Here is a 26735-nt window from a genome sequence, read left to right on the forward strand (position 1 = left end):
AAGGTAGATCATGGACGATCCCGAAACGCTGATCACGCTGACCGCCGACATTGTGGCCGCGCATGTCAGCAACAACAGCGTGGCGATTTCCGATATTCCGCTGGTTATCCGCTCGGTGCATGAAGCGCTCTCCGGCCTGTCTTCGAACGCCGAGCCCGAACGCGAGGCGCAGCAGCCTGCCGTATCGGTGCGCGCGTCGGTCAAACCTGATTATATCGTTTGCCTTGAAGACGGCAAAAAGCTCACGATGCTGCGTCGCTATCTGATGACCAACTTCGGCATGACACCCGACGAGTATCGGGCGAAATGGAACCTGCCGAAGGATTACCCGATGGTGGCGCCCAATTATGCCGAGAAGCGCCGCGCGCTCGCCAAGCAGATCGGGCTCGGCACCAAAGGACGCGGCGGCGGTCGCAAGCCTGCCGCTGGCGGGCGCGCCAAAGCCAAATAGCGCGGCCGTCGTTGCACCGTCGGTGCGGCAACGAAGCTTGGGCTCGCGCGTAGAACCGTGGACCATTTATCCACGGAGTATCCATGAAGAAACCCGTTCTCGCCGCCGGTGCGGTGGCAGCCGTCGCCGCGCCGTTCGCCTATCTTCTCTGGAAATATTATCCGCGTCCCGGACCGGTCGGGAACTACTCGGTCCCCGAACCCGCGAAGGCGGTCGACCTCCGCCGATATATGGGGCGCTGGTACGAGCAATATCGTTACGATGCGTCGTTCGAGGAGGGACTCGAGGCCGTCACGGCGGACTATTCGCTGAACCGCGACGGCACCGTGCGCGTCGTCAATCGGGGGCGCAAGGGTGCGCCCGATGGCAAGCTGCGCAAATCGGTTGGCAAGGCAAAGGTCGAGGACAAGGCGACGAATGCCAAGTTGAAGGTATCCTTCTTCGGCCCATTCTTCGGCAATTACTGGGTATTAGACCATTGCGACGATTATCAATGGTCGATCGTCGGCGAGCCGTCGGGGCGCTATCTCTGGGTGCTGACGCGCGACGCCAAGCCAGGCGCGGAAATGCTGAACGATCTCGAAGCGCGCGTTCGTGCGCTCGGCTATAATTGGGCGTTGATTCACTTCACTCAGCACTGAACAAATCAGAGTTTCGGCCGTCCGCGAACGCGCGCCGTCCTCGGCGGCGCCATAGCGTTAGTTGCTGCTCGCGCTCGTCGCCGCGAAGCATCGCGGCGGCCTCCACCAGCAGCCCGAGGATGACGGCGCGATCATCGCCCGTCAGCTCGATCAGATCGGCTTTGGCGACGAGGCCGCCCAACTCGATCAGTTGGCGCGTGCGCTCGCGGCGCTTCACCTGCCACACCCGCGTGTCATGCCGCGCCCGCTTCGCCTGGACGCGGTTCTTCGCCTGCACAATCCGCCGGTGCGCCGCCCGCGATGCCGCGAGCGCCCTTGCGAGTGAGGGGGCCTCCTCCGCGAAAGAGGGCCGCGCCGCTTTTGCGCCACGCCTCCTTCCGCGTCTTGTCGGCGCCGACGGCGTCGAGCAGCGCGCCCGCAAGTTGCTCGATCGACAGCGCATCGGCGCCCGTTGCAATGACGAGCTCGCCGAGCTGGCCTTGCTTCTTGGTCTTGAGCGCCCTGGCCTTGTCGGTCAGCGCCTGAAGTTCGGCGTCGAAATCACGCGGTTTACGCATCGTTACGTCCTTCCGTTTGAGAGGGTCGGACGAACCAGCTATGCCGACTCTCAAGCGCCCGCAAGCAGCTGAAATCTCCCAAGACTTTGTGATCCCGAGCGCGATGAAATCGTGTAAGGGCGCGCTTATACGTCGTGCCGACGTGCTTGTTTTGCTGTAAATGGTACGGCGCTATGGCGCTTTACCATTTCTCGGCCAAAGTCATTTCGCGCGCTGTGGGCTGCAGCGCGGTTGCCGCCGCCGCCTATCGTTCGGCCGACCGGCTGCACGACGAACGGCTCGGTCGCCACCATGACTTCTCGAACAAGGCGGGCGTCGTCCACAGCGAAGTGCTTCTTCCCGAGGGCGCCGACGAACGCTGGTCGGATCGCGAACAGCTCTGGAACGATGTCGAGGCTGCGGAGACTCGAAAGGACGCGCAGCTCGCCCGCGAAGTTGAGTTCGCGATCCCGCGCGAGATGACGCAAGAACAGGGGATCGGACTGGCGCGCGACTTCGTCCAGCGCGAGTTCGTCGAACGCGGCATGATCGCCGACCTCAATGTCCATTGGGACATGGGCGCTGACGGCCTCGCCAAGCCGCACGCGCATGTCATGCTCACCATGCGCGAAATCCGCATCGGCGAGGACGGATCGGCCGCGTTCGGCGCGAAGATGCGCGAGTGGAACCGCACCGAACTGCTCACCCATTGGCGCGAAGCCTGGGCAGACCACGTAAATGAACGTCTGGTATCGCTCGACATCGATGCGCGCGTCGATCATCGCAGTCTCGCAGAGCAGGGCATCGACCTTGAGCCGCAGCACAAGATTGGCCCGGCGGCCTCGCGCATGGCGGCGGATGGCCTGGCGCCGGACCGGCTCGCCGAGCATTTGGAGATCGCGCGGTCCAACGGCGACAAGATCATCGCCAATCCTTCGATCGCGCTCGACGCGATCACGCATCGCCAGGCGACGTTTACCACCCGCGACCTTGCGATGTTCGTGCACCGGCACAGCGACGGCAAGGAGCAGTTCGATGCCGTGATGTCGGCGGTGAAGGCATCGCCCGAACTGATGGCGCTCGGCAAGGACGGGCGCGGCGATGATCGGTTCACGTCGCGGTCGATGATCGAGACCGAGCAGCGCCTCGAACGCGCGACCGCGACGCTCGAGGCGCGGCGTCATTATGGTGTTGCCGAGCGTCATCGCGAACGGGCGTTGGCGAATGCGTCGGCACGCGGGCTCGATCTGTCGGCCGAGCAGCGCGGCGCGCTGGAACATGTCGCCTCATCGCGCGGGATCAGCAATGTCATCGGCTATGCCGGGACAGGGAAGAGCGCGATGCTTGGGGTTGCGCGCGAGGCGTGGGAAGCGGCAGGCTATCAGGTGCAGGGCGCGGCGCTCTCGGGAATCGCGGCCGAAGGTCTGGAACATGGCTCGGGGATCGCTTCGCGCACGCTCGCGAGCTTGGAGCATCAATGGGCGAATGATCGCGAGCGGCTGACCGACAAACATGTCCTCGTCATTGACGAGGCGGGGATGATCGGGACGCGCCAGCTCGAGCGCGTCGTGTCGGAAGCCGAACGACAGGGCGCGAAGGTCGTGCTCGTCGGCGACCCCGAGCAGCTGCAGGCGATCGAGGCCGGCGCCGCGTTCCGGGCGGCGGCCGAACGGCACGGCGCTGTCGAGATCATGGACATCCGCCGCCAGCAGCAGGAATGGCAGCGCGAGGCGACGCGCGAGCTTGCCACCGGGCGCACCGGCGAGGCGATCGGGCGCTATGCCGACGCTGGCCATGTCCACGCCGCCGAGACGCGCGAGGCGGCGCGCACCGAGCTGGTCGATGCGTGGGATCGCGACCGGCAAAATCATCCCGATGCCAGCCGCATCATTCTGACCCACACCAATGACGAGCGCGAACAGCTCAACGATGCTGTCCGCCAGCGGCTGAAGGCAAGTGGAGCACTTTCCGACGAAGTCGCCCTGAAGGTCGATCGGGGCGAGCGAAGCTTCGCATCGGGCGACCGCATCATGTTCTTGAGTAATGAACGTGACCTCGGCGTGAAGAATGGCTCGCTCGGTAGCGTTGAAAGCGTCAGCCCTGCGCGTATGGCAGTGACGCTCGACGACGGGCGACGCGTGGCGTTCGACCTGAAGGACTATGCCCATGTCGATCATGGCTATGCGGCGACCATCCACAAGGCGCAGGGCATGACCGTCGACCGCGTGCAGCTGCTGGCGACGCCGGGCATGGACCGGCACGGCGCCTATGTCGCCCTGTCGCGGCACCGCGAGGCGGTCGATGTCCATTATGCCAAGGATGACTTCGCGAACCAGGCGAAGCTCGTGCGCACGCTCGGCCGCGAGCGCGGCAAGGATATGGCGAGCGACTACAAGGTGGCGGAGGCGACGAAGGTCGCTGAGCCCAAGCGCTCCATGTTCGACGGGCTTAAGCTCACCGTCTCGCGCGAGCCGTTGCGGGAGGAGGCGCCCACGCTGCGGCGAACCGTCGGGCTCTCAGACGTCCGCGTGAGCGCCCACCTTGTTGATCCCCCTGCGGTCCGATCGGCGCTCGACAAGGCGGTGGAGCGCTTTGCGCGCGTGACCAAGGAGATCGTCGATGTTCGCCGCGCGGGCGGGAAGGAACTTCCGCACGAGCTCGATGCCTACAGGAAGGCCCGGCAGGAGCTCGATACGCTGCGGCCGGGCGGGGCGAACGATCTGCGCGAAGCGTTCGGGAAGAGCTACAAGCTCACCAGCGAGGCTGCTCAAGGTAAAACCGCAGGCGCGATCGCGGCGATGGACCGGCAGGAGGCCGCACGGATGGCTGAACGTGCGGCTGAGCGCGCGGCGACGGTCCGCGCCGAGCGCGACCGTGTCCGGCTCGCCGCCGAGACCAGGCGCCTCGCTGCCGAGACCGAGAAGCGCGCCGAGCTGTTCGTTGCGACCTGGAAGAAGCAAAGCGTCCAGGCGAAGGAGGCGCCGACCCACGCCGCGCGCTCGGCCGCGCGCGCCAACCTCGCCGACATGGCGAAAAGCCTTCACCGCGATCCGCAGCTCGAGTCGCTGCTCCAGAATCGACGCGCCCAGCTTGGTCTGGACGCTATGAGCACGAAAACGCTGTCTCAGGATCTCCAGCTAAGTCTAGGCCGTGGACGCGGCATGGGGATGGGTATGTAAGCTGGACCCATGACGCAAAAAATCACCCGCACCCCGCCCACCAATGACGCCGCCACAGCCTTCGAAGACCTGCGCAAGGAAATATCGCTCCAGCGCGCCGCGATCGAAGGGCTGACAGCAGCGAAGGACAAGATTCCGGATTACTCCGAGACGCTGCGCGATACGGCGCAGCGTCTGGGCCAGATCGAGAAGCGCCTTGAAAGCATCGACCAGCGTCCGGCGATGCAGCTCACGCCGCTGACGCTTGCCGCCGAAAGCTTCGAGGCATCGCGATCTTTCGGCGCTGAGGATCGCAAATCCCTCGGCGAGGCGCGCGCGGCGCTGGCGCGCGAGCTCGGCCGCGTCGAGGGGATGATCAAGCAGAGGAGATCGACCAGCGAACAGGAGTGGTGGGTGGCCTGGGCTGCGACCGGCGGCGTGTTGTGCGGGCTATTCCTCGGGCTGCTCGGTGCAGCGGTTTGGACACCAGCCGGCTAGATCATACTGTGAGACAGCAGGCGTATATTCTTCGTCGGTCGCGGGTGCTTTTTGGCTCTAATGCCCTCGCAAACAAGGCACCATGTACGGAGACTATGCTGGGAGCAGTTCCTTGAGCGGCGTCTCCGTGTCGGCAAGCTGCTCTGGCGACGCAACCACCCCGGCGGTGACGATCATGCGCCCCTGGACATAATCCTTGGTCGCGTTGACGCAGTCGATCGCGATCACCTTGCCGGCCTTCAGATAGACGATCGAGAAGCTGCGCGTCGCAGGATCGCCGCGAAGGACCGCCTGGTCGTGCCCGGTCGAGAGCCCTGCGGTCTGGAGCTTCAGATCAAATTGGTTCGACCAGAACCAGGGGATGGCATGATAGGGGGCCTCGTCGCCGACGATGCCCTTGGCGACGACATTCGCCTGATCATTCGCATTCTGTACTGATTCCAGCCGGATCACCGCGCCCTCGGCAAAATGATTTTCATGCGCTGCGCAGTCGCCGATCGCGTAGATGTCAGGCAGGCTCGTCCTGCACATCCGGTCGACCAGAACGCCGTTGCCGCCCTCGGCACCGGCCGCGATCAGCGGCTCGACCGCAGGGACGATGCCGATGCCGACGATGACAAGGTCGGCGGGGATCACCTCGCCGCCAGCCAGCCGGACGCCCGTTACGCGCGTGTCGCCCTCGATCGCCTCGACGCAAACGCCAAGCCTGAGGTCGACGCCGTGATCGCGATGCTCCTTCTCGTAGAAGCGCGACAGCTCGGGCCCCGCGACACGCGCGAGTACGCGGTCGAGCGCTTCGAGCAGCACGACCTTCTTGCCCGCCTTCGTCAGCACCGCCGCGGCCTCGAGCCCGATATAGCCGCCGCCGATCACGACGATCTGGCTTGCGGTTTCCGACGCCGCCTTCATAGCATCGGCATCGGCTTTCGTCCGCACGCCTTGAACCCCGGGCAGGTCGCCGCCGGGGATCGGCAGCATCCGCGGGCTCCCGCCCGTCGCCCAGACCAGCTTGCCATAGCCGATCGTCTCGCCCGCATCGGTCGTGACGCTGTGCGCGGCGGGATCGACGCTCACGACGCGCTTGCCCAGCAGCATCGTCACCGCGCGTTCGTCCCAATATTTGGCGGGCCGCAGCTGGATGCGTTCGAATTCCTTCTCGCCCGCGAAATATTCCTTCGACAGCGGCGGGCGCTCATAGGGCAGCTCGGGCTCGTCGCCGATGATCGCGATGCTGCCTTCGAACTTCTGCGTACGCAGCATCACCGCAACCTGCGCCCCGCCATGTCCGCCGCCAACAATCACAACGTCGAATTGCTTCATTTGCTCGTCCAGATTCAAACGCATTGCCGGATATGCGACGCAGGTCAGCGGCGACCGGGAAAACGAGGGATGTCGATCTGGTCGAACATACCTCCATAGCCGAGCGCCATCGGCATATCCCACTCGAGCATGCTATAGGGGTGTCCGGCGTCGAAGGCGCTCGCGGCGTCCAGTTCTGCCAGCACATCCTCATCCAGCACGAGGTCGATCGCCCGAAGATTGTCGGTGAGCTGGTCGGGGCGCGTTGCCCCGACGATGGGGATGACGCCGCGCGACATGATCCATGCAAGCGCAACTTGACCGGACGTCGCGCCCAAGCGATCTGCGACGGCGTCGAGTGCGTCGGCAATCTTGCGGTTTCGTTCGTCGAGTGGTTGAAGCTGCATAGTGTCCATGCGGTTGTTGCCGCCGGACTCCGCCGACCGGGTGTATTTGCCGGTCAGGATGCCACCCGCGAGCGGCGACCAAGCGGTCACGCCGATGTCATGAGCCGCTGCGAGCGGCAGATGCTCGCGCTCGATCGAACGCTGGACGAGGCTATATTCAAGCTGCATGGCGGCAATCGGAACCAGCCCGCGCAGATCGTGAAAGGCCTGCGCCCGCGAGACCACCCACGCGGGAACGTCGGAAAGCCCGATGTGGAGGATCTTCCCCGCGCTGACTGCATCGTCGAGCGCCCTCTGCACCTCTTCGACCGGCGTGGTGAAATCCCACCAGTGAACGAAATAAAGGTCGATATGGTCGACGCCGAGCCGCTTGAGGCTGGCATCGAGCGACCGCGTCAGGCTTTTGCGATGCATACCTGCGGCATTGGGATCGCCAGTCCCCGGTACTGCGTTGGCATATTTGGATGCGACGACGTAGCGATCGCGGTCGGCCTTGATCAACCGGCCTACGATCCCTTCGCTCTCGCCGCCCGTGTACATGTTGGCGGTGTCGATGAAGTTGCCGCCTGCTTCGGTAAAAGCGTCGAATACTGGCCGGCATTCCTCCTCGGGCCGCGACCATTCGGCCGCGGTCCCAAATGTCATCGTACCGAGCGCGATCTGCGATACGCGCAGGCCGCTTTTACCGAGCAGACGGTATCGCATCAGACGGGCTCGCCGAGGCCGGGGTTGTTCCGCCATGCTTCGTCGGGGAAGGGAATGACGCCGAGTTGCATCGCGAACTCCCGGAAATTCCAGTGCGTGCGGCAGCGGACGATCTTGCCGTCGCGATAAAATTGCGTCGTGGTACCGCGCGTGTAAGTCGTCTTGCCCGCGGCCGGGATGCCAAAGAAATCCTCGTTATGCGTGGCTTTCCATATCCACTGCATATAGCCCCACTCGTCATATTCGAAGTCAGAGCCAAGGAAGATATTGTCGGCATAGCGACGATAGACATGCTCGGGGAAATCGCCAGGCGTCGGGCCCGTTCGCGTCTGGGCGTGCTGACGGGGACAGCGGCCGCCGTCATAGCTCAGTACCTCGAATTTGTGGACGCCGAACGGCGAATCGGGCCCCGAATTGTTGAACACGACGAACGCCTTGTAGAGGTCTTCCTTCGTCGTGATCGTTTGCATGAACTCAATGTCTTCCCAAACGAAATCGTCGGCGTAATAGCCAAGAACTTCCTCGGCGCCCTTGTCGAAGAACGCCGTCACCCAGTCTTGCGCGCTGTTGAAATCCTTTGGCCGAGAGTTGTGCGAGGGTGTTTCGGTGCCCGTTGACATCGACGGCGCGCGCAGGCCGCGCAGCACGCGCTGCTGGTCAGGCGTCAGATGCTCATCGGTGACATGGGAGGCATAAAGAAAATGCATGCGTCTTCCTCTCTAATTCAGGATGATGGCGGGCTCGACCCGTTCTTGTGCCCACAAACTATCCCGCTGCATCGCCTTTGCCACGGCAGAAGGGGTCACGGCGAGGCCGAACGTGCCAGCGACTTCAAATCTTTGGCACCATCTGCTTTTTCATGGCACGGCTGGCCCTTCGGGGCGGCGATGGCTGCCCATAGTCTTTCCTTTAACCAGATAGGGATGGTGCCGATGGGCCTTCCAACATTCGGAGAGAAAAATGAGCGAGACCTTGGTCAACTCTAGCGCGGTGACTGACACCGAAGAGCGCGTCTACGATCCGCTCGATCCTGTCGTGAAACACGAACCCTATCCATATTACGCAAAGCTGCGCCGCGACGATCCGGTGACCTGGCTGCCGTCGCTCGAAGCCTTTGGTGTCGCGCGCTACGACGACGTCGACACCTTGCTCAAGAACGGCAAACTTTACAGTAGTTCGATGTTTTGGCCGGCCTTGCTCGGCGAATATGATCCGGTACCTGAGGTGCCGCCGATGATCTCGATGGACCCGCCGGGACACGTCCACTTACGCAAGCTGGCGAACAAAGCCTTCGTGCCCTCGAAGATCAAGGTACTCGTCGATCGGACCTACGAGGTCGCGAACGAGCTCATCGACGACATCATCGCGAAACATGGCAACGAAGGCGAATTTGATTTCGCCACCGATTTTTGCGCGCTCTACCCGGTGACGGTGATCGCCCAGGTCCTGGGTGTGCCGACCGCGCGCCGTGCCGAATTCAAGGTGTGGGTCGACGATATTCTCGCTGCCGCGAACCGCGCAGCCTATGGGCCGGAGCGGCTCGCTGAGATTCAAGACAGCTCGAACAAGGTGCGGGCGTTCTTCGAAGAGCTTTACGACGAGCGCGCCGCCAACCCGCAGGACGACCTCATCTCGCAATTCATCGTCGCCGAAACCGACGGCGAAAAAATGTCGCGGATCGAAGTGATCCAGATGTCGATCCTGCTGCTGATTGGCGGGGTCGAAACCACCACCAACCTGCTCGGCACGACGCTGGTCGAACTGAAACGGCACCCGGACGTGTACGCGCGCGTCCGCGCCAACCTTGAACTCATCCCGGCGCTGATCGAGGAAGTGCTGCGGTACAATCCGCCGGTTCAGATCATTTTCCGGCACACGATGGAGGATACCGAACTTGGCGGGGTCAAGATTCCCAAGGGATCGACCGTGATGCCGCTGTTGGCCTCCGCCAATCGCGATGAAACCAAATTCCCGAACCCGGAAGTGTTCGATATCGACCGCAAGATTACGGTTCCGCTGATGTCGTTCGGGCAGGGGCCGCATTTCTGCCTGGGCAATTATTTATCGCGAATGGAAGCGCGGTCGGCGTTGGAAACCGTCTTCCAGCGGTTCGAACTTCTGGAGCCGGTGTCGGACGAGGTCGAATGGCTCGATTCCTACTTCGCCCGTGGCCCTCACCATCTGAAGGTTCGCTTTCGCGTTCGCGGCTGACCCGGCCGCGCTGACTCGAAAGGAGGGGAGCCGATATGTCCAGGCTGACGCAGTGCTATGGCACTGCCGATTATGAGGTCGCGGCCCGTCGCCGGCTTCCCCGTCCGCTTTTCGACTATATCTGTGGGGCGGCAGACGACGAAAAGACGGCCGCGGCAAATGTTAATTCCTTTGATCGCTATGAGCTGGTGCCGCGGTATCTGGCTGATGTGACGAAGGTTAGCGCCGCAACCCGCGTGCTGGGTTGTGACATCGCCTGGCCGCTCATCCTTGCGCCGACCGGCATGAGCCGCATGTTCCATCCCGATGGCGAAATGGGCGTCGCGCAGGCGGCGGCCGATGCGGGTTGCGGATATGCGCTGTCGACCATGGCTACCACATCGATCGAGGACATCGGCGCCGCCTCGACCGGCCCCAAAATCTATCAGCTCTATCTGCTCGCCGACGACGCCTTGAATTTCGCCAGCATCGACCGCTGCAAAGCAGCGGGTTTCGATGCGCTGTGCATCACCGTCGACACAATCGTCGCGGGGAATCGGGAACGCGATCTTCGGTCCGGGCTGACTGTTCCGCCCCGGCTCACCCCGTCCTCGCTGGCTTCCTTCATTAGGCGCCCCGGCTGGTGCCTCAGTTATCTTGGCGGGGGGAAATTTTCTTTGCCTAACGTCGCGGCGGGTGGCGAGGGCGATCTTTCGACGCTGGCGTCGTTCTTCGCATCGAAAATGGAACCCCATATCAGTTGGGAACGGATCGAGAAAATTGCCAGCTATTGGGGCGGACCATTTGCGATCAAGGGCCTTCAGTCCGTCGACGACGCACGCCGCGCTGCCGATTTCGGCGTGACCGCGGTGATAATTTCCAATCATGGCGGTCGTCAGCTCGACGGTGGCGCCGCTACGATCGACTTGTTGGCCGATGTCGTCGATGCAGCGGGTGGCCGAATCGAGGTGATATTGGACGGCGGCATCCGCCGCGGCAGCCATATCCTCAAGGCGATCGCAATGGGGGCAAGCGCCTGCATGACCGGACGGCCATATCTCTATGCACTGTCGGCATTCGGAGCGGCAGGCGTCGAGCGCTGGCTCGGTTCCATGCGGCAGGAAACCCTTCGTACGATGGCGTTGTTGGGCTGTGCGTCGGTAGCCGACGTCGGCCGCGAGCATGTTCGATTGGCCGCTTCCGCCCCGGCATTTATGAGCGGTAAGAGCGCATCGCACGGCACGCCGCGTCAGACGGTCTAGATATCGAGAGCCCGGGCTACTTCGACGACTTCGTCCGCTTTCATCTGGGCTATGACGCTGGGGCGCCGGCCCGTCCAGCGCTTGAAGGCCCGGGAAAATGTTCCTTCATCGGAAAAGCCCAGCATATATGCGATGTCGCGAATGACCAGATCGCTGCGTTGCAGATATTGAAACGCCAATTGAAGCCGCACGCGATCAAGTACGTCCGAGAAGGTCGTTCCTTCATCTTTGAGGCGGCGCAGCAGCGTGCGTTCGGTCATATGCAGGCTTTTGGCGATGTCGCTTTTGCGGACCATCCCGTCCGGCATCCGGGCAAGCAGCGCATCGCGGACGCGCACGGCAAAGCGCCCCGCCATCCGTGTTTCGAGATAACGGTTCGCGACCCCGTCCAGCAGCGCGGCAAGTTCTTCGTCGGCAACCAGGATCGGGCGATCCAGGTCGGCGCGTGCGAAAACGATCGTATCCTCGGGCTGCGCATAATGGACCGGGCATCCAAAGAAAGTCTCAAGCGCGGCACTTTGCCGTGGTTTAACGTGCGCAAGGCTGACGGATATTGGCGTAATCTCGACGCCTGCAATCCAGCGAAGATAGGCCAGAACCGACGCGAGCACCGTCTCGACGGTTTGATAGATCGGCGGTTCGCCGCCCGTGTCGAAAACGATAGCGAGGGTGACCTTCTCTCCCGATTCGGTGAGCGTCGCGGTGGCCGAATCCGAAATGAGGCGGCAGTAAAAGGCAAATCGGTTCAGCGCGCGCGAGAGCGTGGCTGAACAACTCATGGCATAGCCGACGACATGAAAGGTCGACGGGCGCACCTCCGACGCGACGCGCAGCGCGAAATCCGCATCGCTGAGCGCCACCGCCCTGCGCCAAAGCTTGCTGATCTGTTCCTGGGAATAGCGTCCATATCCGCCCTCGAGGCGCGACGGGTCCATGCCGATATCGTGCAGCACCTGGTCGGGATCAATCCCGCTCGCGCGCATGGCCCTGACAATTGCCAGAACCCAACCACTCAGACCTGATTTTGACGCTGCTTCTGTCACGCGATCCTCAAGATAATCCGCTGGAGGGGGAGCGTTTAGGGCATTCGGGTGACCAAGTCACGCCAAGGCGCTGAGAGTGCTCCTGATGCTGAACGTGTCGCTTTGTCCCGAACGGCTTTGCCTTGGCACGACGCGCCCTGTCGTTTTTTGCCACATTCTTCGATGCACTGCCCGACTAAGGCTGAGCGTGCCTGAAAGGCCGCCATCGCCGGAAGAGGAGAGGATTGATGCGCAATAAAGGTTTTCTGTTCCGCGCGTCGGCGGCGTGGGTCGTCGGCATGGCACTCACCGCCGTTCCCGCAGCGGCGCAGTCTGCAGGCGACGTGGTCGCCGAAGACACCGGCCCGGTCGACATCGTCGTGACGGCGACGAAGCGTAACGAAAATCTGAGCCAGGTTCCGATTGCGATCTCGGTCACGACCGACGCGGACATTGCCGCAAAGGGGATCGTGCGTCCGCAGGATTATCTCGTTTCGACGCCTAACGTCACTTTCATCGACGAGGCGACCGGCGACAGCTTCACCAATATTCGGGGCCAGACATCAGTTCGCAACTCGGACCCCAACGTTGCGGTCGTGATCGACGGCGTTCAGCTGTCGAGCCTCAAGCAGTTCAACCAGGACCTGTTCAACATCCAGCAAATCGAAGTGCTGAAGGGTCCGCAAAGCGCAATTTATGGCCGCAATGCGGCGGCGGGCGCCATCGTTGTTACGACGAAAAAGCCCCGCGAAGAACTCGGCGGTGCCTTTCTTGCCGGCTATGGCAGCTGGAATACGGCACGCGCCCAAGCTGAAGTCAGCGGTCCACTCACCGATACGCTCGGTTTTGGTCTCGCGGCGTCGTTCCGCGACACGGACGGTCCGTTCACCAATATCACCACCGGTGAAAAGCCGTACAGGCTCCGCACGGTGTTGGGGCAGGGGCGTCTTTATTGGGAGCCGGCTGACGGTTTGACTGTCGACTTCAAGGTGAGCGGGCATGACACAAAGGGTGGCTCGACCGCGCTTCAGTCGCAGTTCGTTGGGCTGCCGATCGGCGGCATTCCCGTGAACGAGCTCGACGCCGATCGGACCGATCTTCCCTTCGTGACCAACGTCCAGGGGCAGCTCGACGAATGGCTCGTCGCGGGATCGCTAAAGGTGGATTACGACATGGGCTGGGCAACGCTCACCTCGGTGACCGCGGTTGACAAGCTCTACCAGTTCTTCGGTGGAGACTCTCCGCCCTACCTTGCGGATTCGGGTACCCCGGGGTCGACTGTCCAGGGCTATAAATATCGCGACCGCAATTTCTCGCAGGAGCTTCGCCTGACTTCCGACAGTGCGCAGCGGCTGCGCTGGCAAGTTGGTCTCTATTATCTGAACTTCAAGCGCGGTCAGATCAGCGAGCTCAACCAGGATCTCGTCGGCATCGTTCCGGTATCCGACGGCATCGATCTTCCTGGCGATCCCGTCATCGGCGCAACCGTCAGCTATGCGCGGCAGGCCTACAAGACCGAAAGTTTTGCACCCTTCGCGAGCATCCAGTTCGACGTGACCGATCAGCTTCACCTGAATCTGGCGGGCCGTTACGACATCGAGAAGCGCAGCGTGGTCGAACTCGCACCCGACGCGATCAACCCGGTCACCGGTGCCAACTATAACCTCTGTATCCAGGCGCGCGGTGTGGGCACCACGCTCGCCGACTGCAAGGCCTCAGAGACCTTCAAGGAGTTCGAGCCCAAGGCGAGCATCTCCTACGATCTCGGCCGTACCGGTAGCATTTACGCGAGCTACGGCAAGGGCTTCAAGAGCGGCGGTTTCAACCCGCTGGGCAGCCGCGCAGCACTGCTTGCGGTGGCGCCTCCGGGATCGCAGGTGTTCGTGCAGGATCAGTTCGCAGCTGAAAAGTCGACCTCGTGGGAAGTCGGTACCAAGCTGCGCCTGTTCGACCGGTCGCTGAGCCTCAACCTCGCGGCCTTCACCACGGACGTGTCGGGCGCTCAGCAGTTTGAATTCTTCCCGACCGCAGGGCTTCAGACGACGACGTCGATCGACAAGGTTCGCTTGCGCGGCTTCGAGGTCGACTTCAACTGGCGCATCCCCGGTGGGCCGCAGATTTTCGGTGCCTATGGCTACACCGACGGCAAGGTGCGCGCATTCGCCGCTAACCCGGCCTTTGTCGGAAACCGCGCGCCCAACGCCGCGAAATATAACCTGAATGCCGGCATCACGCATGACTTCGAGCTCGGTGACGACCTGCTGCTGACCCCGCGCGTCGAATATACGCGGATCGGCTCGATCTGGTGGGATGCCAACAACACGCCGGGATCGCGGCGCAGCCCCGTCGACCTCGTCGATGCGCGCCTGACGCTGGCCAAGGAAGATCGTTGGAGCCTGTCCTTCTTCGGGAAGAACATCTTCAATGAAAAATACAATCGATCGGTTCTGCCGCTGCTGGGCGTGTTCCAACTGACGTCGCGTGCGGAAACCCGTCACCTCGGTGTTGAAGGGCGGTTCAACTTCTAACCTCTCCCCTTGCCGTCCCCGGCATTTTTGGCGGGGACGGCAATTTTTGGTTAGGCGCGACGATGCGGTGACATCGACGTTCCGCATGCTGACTTGAACCACGGAGATACGTAATGAACAAGCAATGGGCGCAATATTGGATCGGGCTTTTTGCCAACGGGACGGACGAGTTGATGACGCTCTATGCGCCCGAGTTCGAATTTGAGGACGTGAATTTCGACTTGCGGATCAATAATGACCTTCCGGCGCTGCGGTCGTTCTTTGAGGGTTTCATTATCGAGGACCCGTCGCAGAGTTATAACAAGTTCGATGTATTCGACTATGTCGGTGACAACCGTCTCGGCTCCTTCCAGTGGACCTGGGAGACCAAGCATGCCGGCGATTTCCTGGGTGTCGATGCGAAAGGCAGGGTCACCAAAACCCGCGGCGTCACCGTCATGGGGTGGAACGAAGACGGCAAAATCATTCTGGAGCGCAGCATCTGGGACGCGATCCCTGTTCTGCAGCAGCTTGGCGCCATCCCCGGATAATCGCAGCCATGACCGACAAGAAAGAATATTGCATCGGATCGCTGGCCGCCGTCGAGGCGGGGGAAGCAATCTTGGTCGAGGCGGGCGGACAGGATGTTGCCCTGTTCATGTGTCGGGGCAAGGTGGTTGCCACCAACGGCCAGTGCCCGCACGCCGAGGGGCCTCTTCACGAAGGAGAGGTCGATGGAGCAATTTTGACCTGCCCGTGGCACGGTTGGACCTTCGATCTGGAAACCGGCGAATGCCAGGAAGATGATTCCATCATCCTCGAGCGCTATCCTGTCCGCATCGACGGCGACGATGTGTTCGTGAGCCTGTGACAATGCAGCACGCCCTCCCTGCCGTGCCGGCTGGTCTCATCGAACAGTTGCGTGCCGTCGTCGGCGAGACGGGCGTGCTGACTGGCGAAGAGGTCGCAGCCCGCTATCCGGGCTATTTCATGGACCGGATAGCCGCCGACGCGATTGTGCGCCCACGCACGACCGAAGAGGTCTCCGCCGTGCTGCAGCTTTGCAATGCCGCTGGACAACCCGTGGTCGTGCAAGGCGGTATGTCGGGATGGGTGCGTGCGACTCAGACAAAGGCCGGTGAAATCGCCTTGTCACTCGAGCGCATGGCCGCCATCGAGGAAATCGATACAGTCAATCGCACCGCAACGGTGCAGGCGGGTGTCATTCTCGACACGCTGGAAACCGCGCTTGCCGAGCATGGCCTGACATTTCCTCTCGATCTGGGCGGGCGGGGATCGTGCCAGCTAGGCGGCAATGCGTCGACCAACGCCGGAGGGATGCGGGTCATTCGCTATGGTATGATGCGCGAACAGGTGTTGGGGGTCGAGGCAGTGTTGGCGGATGGCCGCGTCATCTCATCGCTCAACCAGATGATTAAGAACAACACCGGCTATGATCTGAAACAGCTATTCATCGGTTCGGAAGGCACGCTAGGCGTTATCACCCGGCTGGTCCTGCGTCTTCGCGAACGACCAACCAGCTCCAATACGGCAATCGTCTGCGCATCGGACTTCAGCCAGATAGTCTACCTGTTGCGGTTCGTCGATCAGGGGCTCGGCGGACTTCTCAGTGCGTTCGAGTTGATCGACAATAATTTCTACAACGTGAACACAGGCGCGGGAAAGCATGCGGCTCCGCTTGCTTCCGATAAGCCTTATTACGCGATCATCGAAATGCTGGGATCGCAGCAGGAACGCGACAGCGAACTTTTCGAAACCGTTCTCGGCGAGGCGGGAGAGCGGGGCTACTTTGACGATGCCGTGCTCGCTCGCTCAGAGACGCAGCGCGAGCAGATATGGAACATTCGCGAGGACCTGGAGCATGTCGTCCGCGAATTCCAGCCCTTCTATGCCTTCGATGTGTCTCTGCCGGTGGGCAGGATGCAGGACTATATTGCCGCGGTGACCGAAAAGCTGAAGGGGCGATGGCCCGACAGCAAAATCGCTTTCCTTGGCCATATGGGTGACGGCAATTTGCATATCGCGATAGGCGCGGGCGGGGAAGACGACCGGCACGGCGTCGAGGCGTGCGTCTATGAGCCGCTGCGACCCATTGGCGGATCAATCTCTGCCGAGCATGGAATCGGGCTGGAGAAGAAGCCGTGGCTCGACGTGACGCGCTCGGCGGATGAGCGCAAGCTGATGAAGGATATCAAGCAGCTTCTTGATCCTGGCAATATCCTGAACCCCGGCAAAATCCTGGACCTGCATCCGTGACCGTGCTTCGCCTGCTTGGTTATCCCGTGAGCAATTACGTCAACATCGTTCGTGCTGCGTTGATCGAGAAGGGATTGGAGCACGAGTTCCTCGTTACCCGTTCATCGCAGGAGCCAACGTTTCTGCAAATAAGCCCGCTCGGCAAGATCCCGGTCCTGGAGACGAGCGAAGGGGCTTTGACCGAAACCGTCGCCATTCTCGACTATCTCGACGATGCCTTCCCCGACGTTCCGCTGCGGCCCGAAACGCCCTTCGCACGCGCACGGGCGCGCCAGATCATCAATATCGTCCAGGTCTATGTCGAAGCTCAAGTACGGCAGCTGTTTCCGGGCGTGTTCATGGGCGGCGAAAATCTGGCGACGACCGAGGTGGCGGTCCGTTCGATGCTCGACCGCGCGATAGCGGCGCTGGCGCGGCTGCTCGAACCCGGACCATTTCTGTTCGGTGACCGGCCGATGCAGGCGGATCTGTTCACTTTTTACAATATCGACATCGCCGATCGCGTCACCCGGTTCACCTACGCCCGATCGATCGTCGAGGAGATCGGGGGGCTGGCGCAATGGTGCGCCGCCATGCGGGCGCGCCCAAGTACCGGGACTGTAATGGCCGAATTCGAAACCAGTTTCGAAGCCTATCTCGCCGCCCATTGCGCCCCCTATCGGCCGGACGAATACAAAAGGTCTCTATCTAATGCGTGACGTCAAGCTGACCGACAAATACACGATCGATGAAGGCACCGTTCTGATGACCGGTACGCACGCGTTGGTGCGCTTGCCGATGCTGCAAAAGGAACGCGACACGCGGGCCGGGCTCGACACGGGCGGGTTTATCTCGGGGTACCGCGGCTCGCCGCTTGGAAGCTATGATCAGGAATTGTGGCGCGCCAAGTCGCTGCTCGAGACCATGGACATCATGTTCCAGCCTGGCGTGAACGAGGATCTGGCTGCGACAGCAGTATGGGGTACCCAGATGCTGGCCGGTATTCCCAACCCCACGAAGGATGGGGTCTTTGCCATCTGGTACGGAAAAGGACCAGGCGTCGACCGGTCGGGCGATCCGTTCAAACATGGCAATATGGCGGGTTCGCACCCCAATGGTGGTGTGTTGATCGTCGCTGGCGACGATCATTCGGGTAAGTCATCGACCGTCGCGCATCAGAGCGAAGTGGCGCTGATGCACGCGGGCATGCCGATCCTCGCGCCGTCGAACGTGCAGGACGTGTTGGAATTTGGCCTGCTGGGCTGGGCCATGTCCCGCTACACGGGTCTCTACACCGGCTTCAAAATGTGTAACGAGGTGCTGGAGCAGACGATGACGGTCGAGCTTCCGCGTCTCGACAATGGACCGGTGTTGCCCGATCGCGGGACCGCACCCGTCAATGGGTTCCACAATTTCCCGACGCATCTCGACCGCGTTCAGTCGGAGATCGTGGCGAAGCGTTATCGTTGGCCGCTGGTCGAAAAGTTCGTCCGCGCGAACGGTATCGATCGGCTGTTGATCGACACCGGCATGCGCAAGCTCGGCATCGTCGCGTCGGGCAAGGCGGTCCAGGATGCGCGTCAGGCACTGAAACTGCTCGGCCTCGACGATCAGGCTGCGGCCGCCTTCGGCATTTCGCTCTATCAACTTGGCTGCGTATACCCGGTCGAACGCGAGGGACTGGCGGAGTTCGCTGCGGATCAGTCCGAATTGCTGTTCATCGAAGAAAAGGACGGGCTGACCGAGGCGCAGGCAAAGGCGATCCTCTATGGCCGCCCTGGCGTTCCGACGATCGTCGGCAAGACCGACGAAACCGGCGCGTTCATGATCCCCAGCGACGAGCAGCTCGATCCGCTCCAACTTGCCCTGGTGATTGCAGAGCGGCTGCGCCGGCTCGGCATGGAGAACCAGGCCATCGCTGATCGCGTCGTCGCGCTGCGCAGCGCGATGACAAAGGTTGCGAGCCAGAAGGCGGGAGATGCGGTGCGCGCGCCCTATTTCTGTTCGGGTTGCCCGCACAACACCGGCACCCGTTTTCCTGAGGGAAGTCTCGCCGCGGGCGGCATTGGTTGCCATGCCATGGCGATGTATTCGGGCCCCGAAATGCTGCCCAACACCCACATGGGGGGGGAGGGCGCGCACTGGTATAGCCTCGCCCATTTCACCGAGACGCCGCATATCTTCCAGAATATCGGCGACGGCACCTATTATCATTCCGGGCTGCTGGCGATCCGCGGAGCGGTCGCGGCCAAGGTCAACATCACTTACAAGATCCTGTTCAACGATGCGGTGGCGATGACGGGCGGACAGCCTGTCGATGGGCCGCTGACGCCGGGCGACATCACGCGCCAGGTGCTGGCAGAGGGCGTTGCGCGCTGCATCGTCGTCACCGACCGGCCCGAGCTATATGACGCAAATAGTAGGCTCGGCGCGGGCGTCAACGTCCATCACCGCGACGAACTCGACGCATTGCAGCGCGAACTTCGCGAAGTTAAGGGCGTCACAGTCATCGTCTATGAACAGACATGTGCAGCGGAGAAGCGGCGCCGCCGCAAGCGCGGCAAATTCCCCGATCCGGCGAAGCGCATGTTCATCAATAGCGCGGTCTGTGAAGGCTGCGGCGACTGCTCGGTCCAGTCGAACTGCGTCAGCGTCTGGCCCAAGGAAACCGAGTTGGGCCGCAAGCGGCAGATCGACCAGTCGAACTGCAACAAGGATTACAGCTGCGTCAAAGGCTTCTGTCCCAGCTTCATCACCGTACTGGATGCCGAACCGCGCAAAGCGAAAGCCTCGGCGCTGGCGGGTGAGGTGCAAACCGACCTTCCTGAACCGGCACTCGCGGCGATGACGGATGGTGCATTCAACATCATGATATCCGGGATCGGCGGCACCGGGGTCGTTACCGTTGGTGCGCTTCTCGGCATGGCCGCGCACCTTGAAGGTCGCGCCTGTTCGGTCTTCGACATGACCGGGCTGAGCCAGAAGAATGGCGCTGTCTACAGCCATGTCCGCATTGCGGCCGCTGCCGACGATCTCGCGGCGCAAAAGCTCGGGACCGGCGAAGCCGATCTTGCGCTAGCTTTCGATGCGGTGGCGGCCTTGTCGAAAGAGCCCGTCGTCACCCTCTCTGCCGAACGCACTACGACCGTCGTCAATGCCCGGATCACGCCGACCCCAGCATTTCAGCGTAACCCCGATCTCGTCCTCGACCAGAGCCTGATTGTCGGCCGTTTGCAGAAGCTGTCATCGACGTTGCATGGCGTCGATGCGACCGGGCTGGGGCTGGCGTTGTTCGGCGACACGATAGCCGCCAATCTGTTCATGCTCGGCTATGCATCGCAGCTTGGCCTGCTGCCCGTCTCGCCCGCCGCAATCGCGCGCGCGGTCGAAATCAACGGCGTCGGGGTACCCTTCAATCTATCGGCATTCGCATTGGGCCGCCTGCTTGTCGTCGATCCGGACAAGGTGAATGCGGCCGCCGCGGCGACCAAGACGACGCCCGAGTTCAAGCCGCTAACCGATTTGGCGGATATCGTCGCACACCGGACCGCGTTGCTGACGGCCTATCAGGACGCCGCTTACGCTGCACGCTATCGGGCGCTCGTCGATGTGGTCGCCGCCGCCGAGGAGCGCGTTTTGCCGGGCAGCACCACGCTCGCCGTCATGGTCGCGCGCAACTTCGCCAAGCTCATGGCCTATAAGGATGAATATGAGGTGGCGCGTCTTCATTCCGACCCGGAATTCCAGCGCGAGCTCGCTGCGACATTCGAGGACGGGGCCAAGCTGCGCTATAACCTCGCGCCGCCGCTCTTCTCGAAACGCGACCCCGAGACTGGCCATTTGCTCAAGCGTGAATTCGGTCCTTGGGTCGGCAAGCTGTTTCCGCTACTCGCCAAGGGCAAACGGCTGCGCGGGACGAAGTTCGATCCATTCGGCCACACCGCCGAACGCAAGATGGAACGCGCACTGATCGATGAATATGAGGCGCGTCTGCGCGACATGGCGTCGGCTCTGACCGCCGCAAACCACAAAATCGCAGTCGAGGCGGCAAGTCTACCGGGCCAGATCCGTGGTTATGGCCATGTGAAGGAGGCATCGGTCGAACGCGTGCGGGCGCTGGAGGCGAGCGTTCTCGAACGTTTCCACAATGCCGGCAACACGACGGCGACGAACGCTGATGACAAGCGGGTCGCGTTGACGGCCTGATATTGAGGAGATTGAAATGGCTCGGATGCTGATTGGTGGAGAGCTTGTCGAAGGGCGCCGGACGATCGACGTGTTCGATCCCTGCACGGGCACTGCCTTCACCCAGGTCCCGGACGCGGACGCGGACGATGTCGCACGTGCCGTTGCGGCAGCGAAGGCGGCTTTCCTGGCATGGCGCGACCTGTCCGCCGCGTCCCGCGGGGACATTCTGCGCGCGATGGCGGCAAAGATTACCGAGAATGCTGACGAGCTGTGCTCATTGCTGATCCGCGAAACCGGTCGTCCGATGGCGCTCGCGCAGTTCGAAATCCTGCATCTCGCGACCGGCTATCTCAACTATTATGCCGGACTGGAGGTCCAGCCCGAACTGATCGTCGAGGATGAGACGCGGCGCGTTGAACTGCATCGCAAGCCGTTGGGCGTTGTCGGTGCCATCGTCCCTTGGAACGCACCGGTTTTCATCGCGTGCAATAAGATTGCGCCTGCGCTGGCCGCCGGCAACACGATCGTCGTAAAGACCGCGCCGACCACGCCCTTGACGACTCTCCGCCTTGGCGAACTCTGGGCAGAGGTCGTCCCGGCCGGGGTGGTCAACATCCTGTCGGGTGGCAATGAGGCGGGCGCGGCGATCGTCGCGCATGATGATGTGGCGAAGATCACCTTCACCGGATCGACCGAGACCGGCCGCAAGATCATGGCGGCGTCGGCGCCGACGCTGAAGCGCGTGACGCTCGAACTGGGGGGCAATGACGCGGCCATCGTGCTGCCCGATGCTGATGTCGCTTCCATCGCGCCGGCGATCTTTGCCTTTGCCTTCTTCAACTCCGGGCAGGTGTGCGCCGTCATCAAGCGACTCTACGTCCACGACAGCCTGTACGACGCCATGTGCGACGCGATCGCGGCTCTCGCCAAGGGAGCGACGGTTGCACCGGGGAGCGACGCCGCGGCCGAGTTTGGTCCGGTGCAGAACAAGGCGCAGTATGAGAAGGTTCTTCACTATCTCGAACAGGCTCGCGCAGCGGGTCGGATCGTCGCGGGCGGCGAGGCCGCGAACGGCGCTGGCTATTTTGTGCCGCTGACCGTCGTGCGCGACGTCACCGACGGGACGGCGATTGTCGACGAGGAACCCTTCGGCCCGATCCTGCCGATCATCCGCTACAGCGACGTCGACGACGTCGTAGCGCGTGCGAACGCATCACCCTTTGCGCTTGGCGGCTCGGTTTGGGGCAGCGACATCGCGGCGGCGACGCAGGTCGCCTCGCGGCTTGAAAGCGGAAGCGTCTGGGTGAACCAGCATTGCGCGCTCGATCCGCAAATTCCTTTCCCGGCGAACAAGCAGTCGGGCTTTGGCGTCGAGGGCGGGGTGGAAGGGCTTTACCCCTATCTTGCGCTCCAGACGATCAATGTAGCCAAGCCGGCGACCGCGGCATGACGAGCCTCTTCGATCTCGCGGGCAAGACGGCTGTCGTTACCGGCGGCGCCAAGAGCGTCGGCGCGATGATCAGCCGGTCGCTGGTCGCTGCGGGCGCGCGCGTGCTCATCATCGCCCGACCAAGTGCCGAAAACCGCGCCTTTGCCGAGGCGCTAAACGGTGAGGGGAGGTGCCAGCTGCTCGAGCACGATCTCGCGACCAGCGAAGGCGTGGCAGCAGCGGTGGCGGCCGTAGGCGGCGCGGCGTCCGAGGTCGATATCCTCGTCAACAATGCCGGCACCTTTACGGCGGCGGCCATCGACGAGATCACGCCTGAGCAATGGGACCGAGAACTGGCCGTCAATCTGCGGACGCCCTTCTTTCTCGTCCAGGGCCTTCTTCCGAAGCTGATGGCGGCTGCGCGCGAGGATGATCCGGCGCGCGTGATCAATATCGGATCGATCGCGGCGCTCTGGGCGAAGAGCAGCAGTGCCTATGCCTACAGCGCCGCGAAAGGTGGACTTCACCAGCTTACTCGAGCGCTGGCATCGGACCTGACCCGCAAGGGCATCAACGTAAATGCAATCGCACCGGGCTTCTTCCCGAGCGACATGACTGACGGATTCTTTACCGCCGTGCCGGGACTTAAGGAGCAGATGATCGAGGGAATCCCGGCAGGGCGCCTCGGACGCGAGGCCGATATAGGAGGAACGGTGGTGTATCTTGCGTCGGGCGCTGGATCCTATGTCTCAGGCGCGATAATCCCTGTCGAGGGAGCCCTATGGTCGGCATAAGCACCGTCGCGCTGATCGAGCGGCGCGTCGATATCAGCCGCTCGCTCTTCACACGCTACTGGCGCGATGTGCATGGGGTCATGGCGGCACGAATTCCCGGGTTTGCCAGCTATACGCAATATCATGTGACCCCGATCGATGCTTCCGCCGAACCGTTCGAAGGCATCGCGATCGTAACCTATCGGACGGAGGATGACCGGGCCGGTCTCATCCATAGCGAGGTAACCCAGCACATCCATCTCGACGAGCAGAATGTATTTCGCCGCGCGCTTCTCTATAATCTGGAGGAGGGGGCATCGCGACATTTATGCGGCAACGCAGAGGCCGAAGGGCAGGTGATGTTTGTCGTGGTCGAGGCTGGCCATGACAGCGATGCCGCGCTCGCGGCGCTGAACGACACGGCTATCTACCTCGCGGCTTATGATCTTAGGGGGGGCGATCCATCGCGGTGGAATCTAACCGATGCAGGGGAACGCATCTTCATTGCGCTACTGCACGGTATTTGGCCCGACCGCGACAGCGCGATTGCGGCCTCCCGATCGTGCGATGGGGTCGCCTATCTGCTCGATGAGCGACATGTGATGGTCAAGGACGGCAGGGCGACACCCGTCGGCCTGCGCGGGCTCGATGCCGTGAAGACGATCGAGGAGGCTGGGGCTGATAACCAGCTTACCGATGCAGTGGTGCGGGCTGTGTACGGAACATCGGCAGCGCCATGACCCTGCCGGGCGAATTCGGCGGGAAGAGCTTCCTGCTCGCCAGCGCGGCGCTCGGTCTGTCGACCGGCATGACAGCGACGCTGTTCTACAGTCTGGGTAGCTTCATTCCCTCTCTCGAAGCAGAGTTCGGCTGGAGCCGTGGCGATATCTCGCTCGCGGTCGCGTTGATGACGCTGGCCGTATTCCTATCGGGGTGGGCTGCCGGGCGTCTGTGCGACCGGTACGGCGCCGCCAATGTCGGGGCGGCGAGCCTGGTCGCCTATGCGCTCGGGGTCATCCTTCTCGTCACCACAGCGCGGAGCATCGAACTCTTCTGGGCATTTTACGCTGCCATCGCGCTCCTAGGCGTAGGATCGACGCCGATTGTCCTTGTTCGGCCGATTGCGGCAGTGTTCGAGAGGCAACGGGGACTGGCGCTGGGGATCGCGCTGACCGGCGCGGGGCTGGCCGGCTTTTGGGTTCCACAGCTCGTCGCGGCAGTCATCGAGGTCGCCGGCTGGCGGGCTGCCTATCTCGCGCTGGCCGCGATCGCTATCGCTGCCGCGCCCATTGTCTGGTTCGGATTCCGGAGCGTGCCGCAGGGCAGGAGGGCCGGCCCGTCCGAGGCCGCGGTCAGCGGCATGACGGCTGCAGAAGCGCGGCGGACCGGCCGCTTCTGGCTGCTCACGGTGATTTCCTTTGCGATGGCGGCCGGCCTTGGCGGGGTGGTCGTTCATCTCGTGCCGCTGTTTCAAGATCTTGGCGCAGATCCGCTCTCCGCGGCGCGTACCGCGTCTCTCGTCGGACTGTCCAGCGTCGTCGGGCGGCTCGGGATCGGCCTGCTGCTTGACCGCTTCCCTGCCGCCATCGTCTCGCTGGCAATTCTGGCTCTTGCTGCCTTCGGTATCACGCTCCTGCTTCTCGATGGACTCGTGATGGGGACGCTCGCGGCCATTCTGCTCGGCATGGCGGCGGGCGCCGAAATCGATCTCCTCGCATATCTAACCGCGCTTCATTTTGGGCAGCGCCAATATGGCGCGATCTACGGCTGGCAATATAGCGTCTTTGCGCTCGGCTATGGGCTCAGTCCATTTGCGCTCGGCAAGATGCGCGACGCGGCCGGCGACTATGATGCCGCGCTCACGGTTAGCGCGCTACTTGTCGGGATTGCCGCGCTGCTCATGCTGGGCTTGCGACAACAGCGACCGTTCGAAGACGATTGTCTCGGGCCTATGCCCGTGCCATCACCCCCGGCATGACGCTGAAAAAAATCGACCAGCTGGGCGTTGGTAAGAGCGCGCTGTGGTGACCGCGATAGGCGGTTCGGGCTGGTTGGCACTTGCGATATTGTGCGAGGTTCTCGCGACGTCGTTCCTCAAGAAGGCTGACGGATTCACGCGTCCGCTACCGTCGGCGGTCGTCATCCTGGGTTATGTCCTCGCCTTCTATTGCCTCTCGATGGCGCTGCGCAGTATTCCGGTCGGCGTCGCCTATGCCATATGGTGCGGCGCCGGCATCGTTCTGGTGACGGCTATCGCCTGGATCGTCTACGGGCAGAAGCTCGATGCTTGGGCGCTGACGGCTATCGGGCTTATCCTCGTCGGCACGCTGATGCTCAATATGCGGGCGTCGGCGGGCGGCTGACCCCCGCCCCTCATCTCCCTGGCACGAGGGCTGTTGGCATGGGTGTGCCTGCGATCGCCGCCTGAATATTGGCAACCGCCATCGCGAATAGCGCGCCGAGGTTCTCCTGTGTGTGCGATATCTCGTGATTGGTCAGAATTGCGCCGGGAAGATCGCGGAGGGGGCTTGCGGCGGGCAAGGGCTCGGTGACGAAAACGTCCAGAGCGATCGGTCCGAGATGAGCGACCACCTCGGGGTCGGCCAGAGCCGTTTCATCGACGATCGCGCCGCGGGAAAGATTGATGAGAATCGCGCCCGGTTTCATCGCCAGCAATCTTGAGCGTGACAGAAGATTGTCGGTGTCCGGCGTCAGCGGCAGCAGCGGCAGGACAACATCGCTTTCGGCGAGCAGCGTGTCGAGATCGCACTGTTCGAAGGCCGAAGAAGGGGCAACCTTCGAGCGATTGTTGAGCAAGATGCGGGTGTTCCAGCCGCTCAGCCGTTCGATCAAGGCTCTGGCGATATTGCCATGGCCGATGATCCCGACGGTTTTGCCCTTCAGCATGCGTGCGCGCGGTGGCCCGGTTCGGGTTTCGCCGCGGCGCAGCCGCTCTTCGGCATCGCGAACCGCGTAAAGCGACGTCAACATGAAGAGCATGGCTGCTTCAGCGACGGACTCGAAATTCTCGGCGACGCGACCATTGGCGAAGGCGATCCCGCGATGATGCGCCGCGTCGACGTCGATGCCTTCATAGCCGAGCGACGGCGTGATAATTGCCCTGAGTCCGGGCGCTGCATCCATTTCGGCTCCGCCACAGGGAACCCCGAACGAAACGAGGATTTGCGTTTCGCTCCAGCCTGGCGCCTCGGCCGGCGTGTCCAGCCCGATCTGCAGGTCGACATGAATTTTGTCTGATTTTATCGTGGAAACAAGCTTCTCGAGAAACGCCCGTCCGTTGGGCGCGCCCGCAACGAGTAACTTCGTGGTATTCATCGACATCTCGTTCGCTAGCAGGTTCAAACCGACTTGCATCAGGGCGACGCCTATGCCGATTGGCAAGGGGAGAGAGC

Annotated in this window: 24 protein-coding genes; 17 read left to right on the top strand and 7 right to left on the bottom strand. The window is 62.4% G+C overall.

Translation table 11 applies throughout. From position 1 onward, the window contains the following. The first annotated feature begins 10 nt into the window (after nt 1-10). Entirely contained in the window at nt 11-451 is a 441-nt protein-coding gene (locus tag FG95_RS01590; protein WP_037553481.1) for a MucR family transcriptional regulator, read from the top strand. A gap of 83 nt (nt 452-534) precedes the next feature. After that, entirely contained in the window at nt 535-1092 is a 558-nt protein-coding gene (locus FG95_RS01595; RefSeq protein ID WP_037553482.1) for a lipocalin family protein, read from the top strand. On the opposite strand, the gene FG95_RS01600 is transcribed toward FG95_RS01595, so the two are convergent. After that, nucleotides 1079-1309 carry a conjugal transfer protein TraD gene (locus tag FG95_RS01600; RefSeq protein ID WP_037553549.1) on the bottom strand — a complete coding sequence of 77 codons (231 nt, stop codon included), beginning with the start codon at nt 1307-1309 and terminating at the stop codon, nt 1079-1081. The two genes, FG95_RS01595 and FG95_RS01600, sit on opposite strands and share 14 nt — an antisense overlap. Nucleotides 1310-1325: 16 nt before the next feature. After that, nucleotides 1326-1649 carry a conjugal transfer protein TraD gene (locus tag FG95_RS01605; RefSeq protein ID WP_037553483.1) on the bottom strand — a complete coding sequence of 108 codons (324 nt, stop codon included), beginning with the start codon at nt 1647-1649 and terminating at the stop codon, nt 1326-1328. A 173-nt stretch (nt 1650-1822) separates the two neighbouring features. Here FG95_RS01605 and traA point away from each other — a divergent pair, with 173 nt between their 5' ends. Together traA and FG95_RS01615 are read left to right on the top strand one after the other, a co-directional pair. After that, nucleotides 1823-4807: a Ti-type conjugative transfer relaxase TraA gene (traA, locus tag FG95_RS01610; protein WP_037553484.1), complete on the top strand. Its 2985-nt coding sequence runs from the start codon at nt 1823-1825 to the stop codon at nt 4805-4807. Between the two features lie 9 nt (nt 4808-4816). After that, nucleotides 4817-5284, top strand: coding sequence for a DUF6118 family protein (locus FG95_RS01615; protein WP_052181984.1), 468 nt, complete (start codon nt 4817-4819; stop codon nt 5282-5284). Nucleotides 5285-5377: 93 nt separating this feature from the next. Here FG95_RS01615 and FG95_RS01620 read toward each other — a convergent pair whose 3' ends face one another. Genes FG95_RS01620 through FG95_RS01630 form a run of 3 tightly spaced genes read right to left on the bottom strand, consistent with a single transcriptional unit; the run spans nt 5378 to nt 8402 of the window. After that, nucleotides 5378-6604 (bottom strand): NAD(P)/FAD-dependent oxidoreductase, encoded by a 1227-nt coding sequence (locus FG95_RS01620; protein ID WP_037553485.1) that lies wholly within the window; start codon nt 6602-6604, stop codon nt 5378-5380. A gap of 44 nt (nt 6605-6648) precedes the next feature. Then, nucleotides 6649-7695 carry an aldo/keto reductase gene (locus FG95_RS01625; RefSeq protein ID WP_037553486.1) on the bottom strand — a complete coding sequence of 349 codons (1047 nt, stop codon included), beginning with the start codon at nt 7693-7695 and terminating at the stop codon, nt 6649-6651. Next, nucleotides 7695-8402 (bottom strand): ester cyclase, encoded by a 708-nt coding sequence (locus FG95_RS01630; protein ID WP_037553487.1) that lies wholly within the window; start codon nt 8400-8402, stop codon nt 7695-7697. Before FG95_RS01630 ends, FG95_RS01625 begins: the two co-directional genes overlap by 1 nt. A gap of 253 nt (nt 8403-8655) precedes the next feature. On the opposite strand from FG95_RS01630, the gene FG95_RS01635 reads away from it, so the two are divergent. Together FG95_RS01635 and FG95_RS01640 are read left to right on the top strand one after the other, a co-directional pair. Continuing rightward, the gene (locus FG95_RS01635; RefSeq protein WP_052181985.1) at nt 8656-9906 is read left to right on the top strand and encodes a cytochrome P450; all 1251 of its coding nucleotides are present in this window, start codon (nt 8656-8658) and stop codon (nt 9904-9906) included. A 35-nt stretch (nt 9907-9941) separates the two neighbouring features. Continuing rightward, complete coding sequence (locus FG95_RS01640) at nt 9942-11147, top strand: alpha-hydroxy acid oxidase (RefSeq protein WP_081932961.1); 1206 nt, start codon at nt 9942-9944, stop codon at nt 11145-11147. Here the strand turns inward: FG95_RS01640 and FG95_RS01645 are convergent. Then, the gene (locus tag FG95_RS01645; RefSeq protein ID WP_235211418.1) at nt 11144-12190 is read right to left on the bottom strand and encodes an AraC family transcriptional regulator; all 1047 of its coding nucleotides are present in this window, start codon (nt 12188-12190) and stop codon (nt 11144-11146) included. The genes FG95_RS01640 and FG95_RS01645 overlap by 4 nt on opposite strands. A gap of 227 nt (nt 12191-12417) precedes the next feature. On the opposite strand from FG95_RS01645, the gene FG95_RS01650 reads away from it, so the two are divergent. The 11 genes from FG95_RS01650 to FG95_RS01700 all read left to right on the top strand — a co-directional run bounded on the left by FG95_RS01650 (nt 12418) and on the right by FG95_RS01700 (nt 25685). After that, on the top strand, nt 12418-14697 hold the full coding sequence (locus FG95_RS01650; protein ID WP_037553490.1) for a TonB-dependent receptor: 2280 nt from the start codon (nt 12418-12420) through the stop codon (nt 14695-14697). 113 nt (nt 14698-14810) lie between these two features. Then, a complete protein-coding gene (locus FG95_RS19750) occupies nt 14811-15227 on the top strand; it encodes an ester cyclase (protein ID WP_052181986.1) in 417 nt (138 codons plus the stop codon). An 8-nt stretch (nt 15228-15235) separates the two neighbouring features. Continuing rightward, complete coding sequence (locus FG95_RS01660; protein ID WP_037553492.1) at nt 15236-15547, top strand: Rieske (2Fe-2S) protein; 312 nt, start codon at nt 15236-15238, stop codon at nt 15545-15547. A gap of 2 nt (nt 15548-15549) precedes the next feature. After that, the gene (locus tag FG95_RS01665) at nt 15550-16953 is read left to right on the top strand and encodes an FAD-binding oxidoreductase (protein WP_052181987.1); all 1404 of its coding nucleotides are present in this window, start codon (nt 15550-15552) and stop codon (nt 16951-16953) included. Next, on the top strand, nt 16950-17651 hold the full coding sequence (locus FG95_RS01670) for a glutathione S-transferase family protein (RefSeq protein ID WP_052181988.1): 702 nt from the start codon (nt 16950-16952) through the stop codon (nt 17649-17651). Before FG95_RS01665 ends, FG95_RS01670 begins: the two co-directional genes overlap by 4 nt. Continuing rightward, nucleotides 17644-21138, top strand: coding sequence for an indolepyruvate ferredoxin oxidoreductase family protein (locus FG95_RS01675; RefSeq protein WP_052181989.1), 3495 nt, complete (start codon nt 17644-17646; stop codon nt 21136-21138). Before FG95_RS01670 ends, FG95_RS01675 begins: the two co-directional genes overlap by 8 nt. A gap of 16 nt (nt 21139-21154) precedes the next feature. After that, nucleotides 21155-22570: an aldehyde dehydrogenase family protein gene (locus tag FG95_RS01680; protein ID WP_037553494.1), complete on the top strand. Its 1416-nt coding sequence runs from the start codon at nt 21155-21157 to the stop codon at nt 22568-22570. Next, nucleotides 22567-23343 (top strand): SDR family oxidoreductase, encoded by a 777-nt coding sequence (locus tag FG95_RS01685; RefSeq protein ID WP_037553495.1) that lies wholly within the window; start codon nt 22567-22569, stop codon nt 23341-23343. Before FG95_RS01680 ends, FG95_RS01685 begins: the two co-directional genes overlap by 4 nt. Then, nucleotides 23331-24062, top strand: coding sequence for an EthD domain-containing protein (locus FG95_RS01690; RefSeq protein WP_037553496.1), 732 nt, complete (start codon nt 23331-23333; stop codon nt 24060-24062). The genes FG95_RS01685 and FG95_RS01690 overlap by 13 nt, the downstream gene beginning before the upstream one ends. Further along, entirely contained in the window at nt 24059-25300 is a 1242-nt protein-coding gene (locus FG95_RS01695) for an MFS transporter (protein ID WP_037553497.1), read from the top strand. The genes FG95_RS01690 and FG95_RS01695 overlap by 4 nt, the downstream gene beginning before the upstream one ends. A gap of 55 nt (nt 25301-25355) precedes the next feature. Further along, nucleotides 25356-25685: a DMT family transporter gene (locus FG95_RS01700; protein WP_037553557.1), complete on the top strand. Its 330-nt coding sequence runs from the start codon at nt 25356-25358 to the stop codon at nt 25683-25685. Between the two features lie 10 nt (nt 25686-25695). Here FG95_RS01700 and FG95_RS01705 read toward each other — a convergent pair whose 3' ends face one another. Beyond that, complete coding sequence (locus FG95_RS01705) at nt 25696-26697, bottom strand: NAD(P)-dependent oxidoreductase (protein ID WP_052181990.1); 1002 nt, start codon at nt 26695-26697, stop codon at nt 25696-25698. Between the last annotated feature and the right edge of the window lie 38 nt (nt 26698-26735).

The organism is Sphingopyxis sp. LC363, from assembly GCF_000756385.1.
Taxonomy (GTDB): domain Bacteria; phylum Pseudomonadota; class Alphaproteobacteria; order Sphingomonadales; family Sphingomonadaceae; genus Sphingopyxis.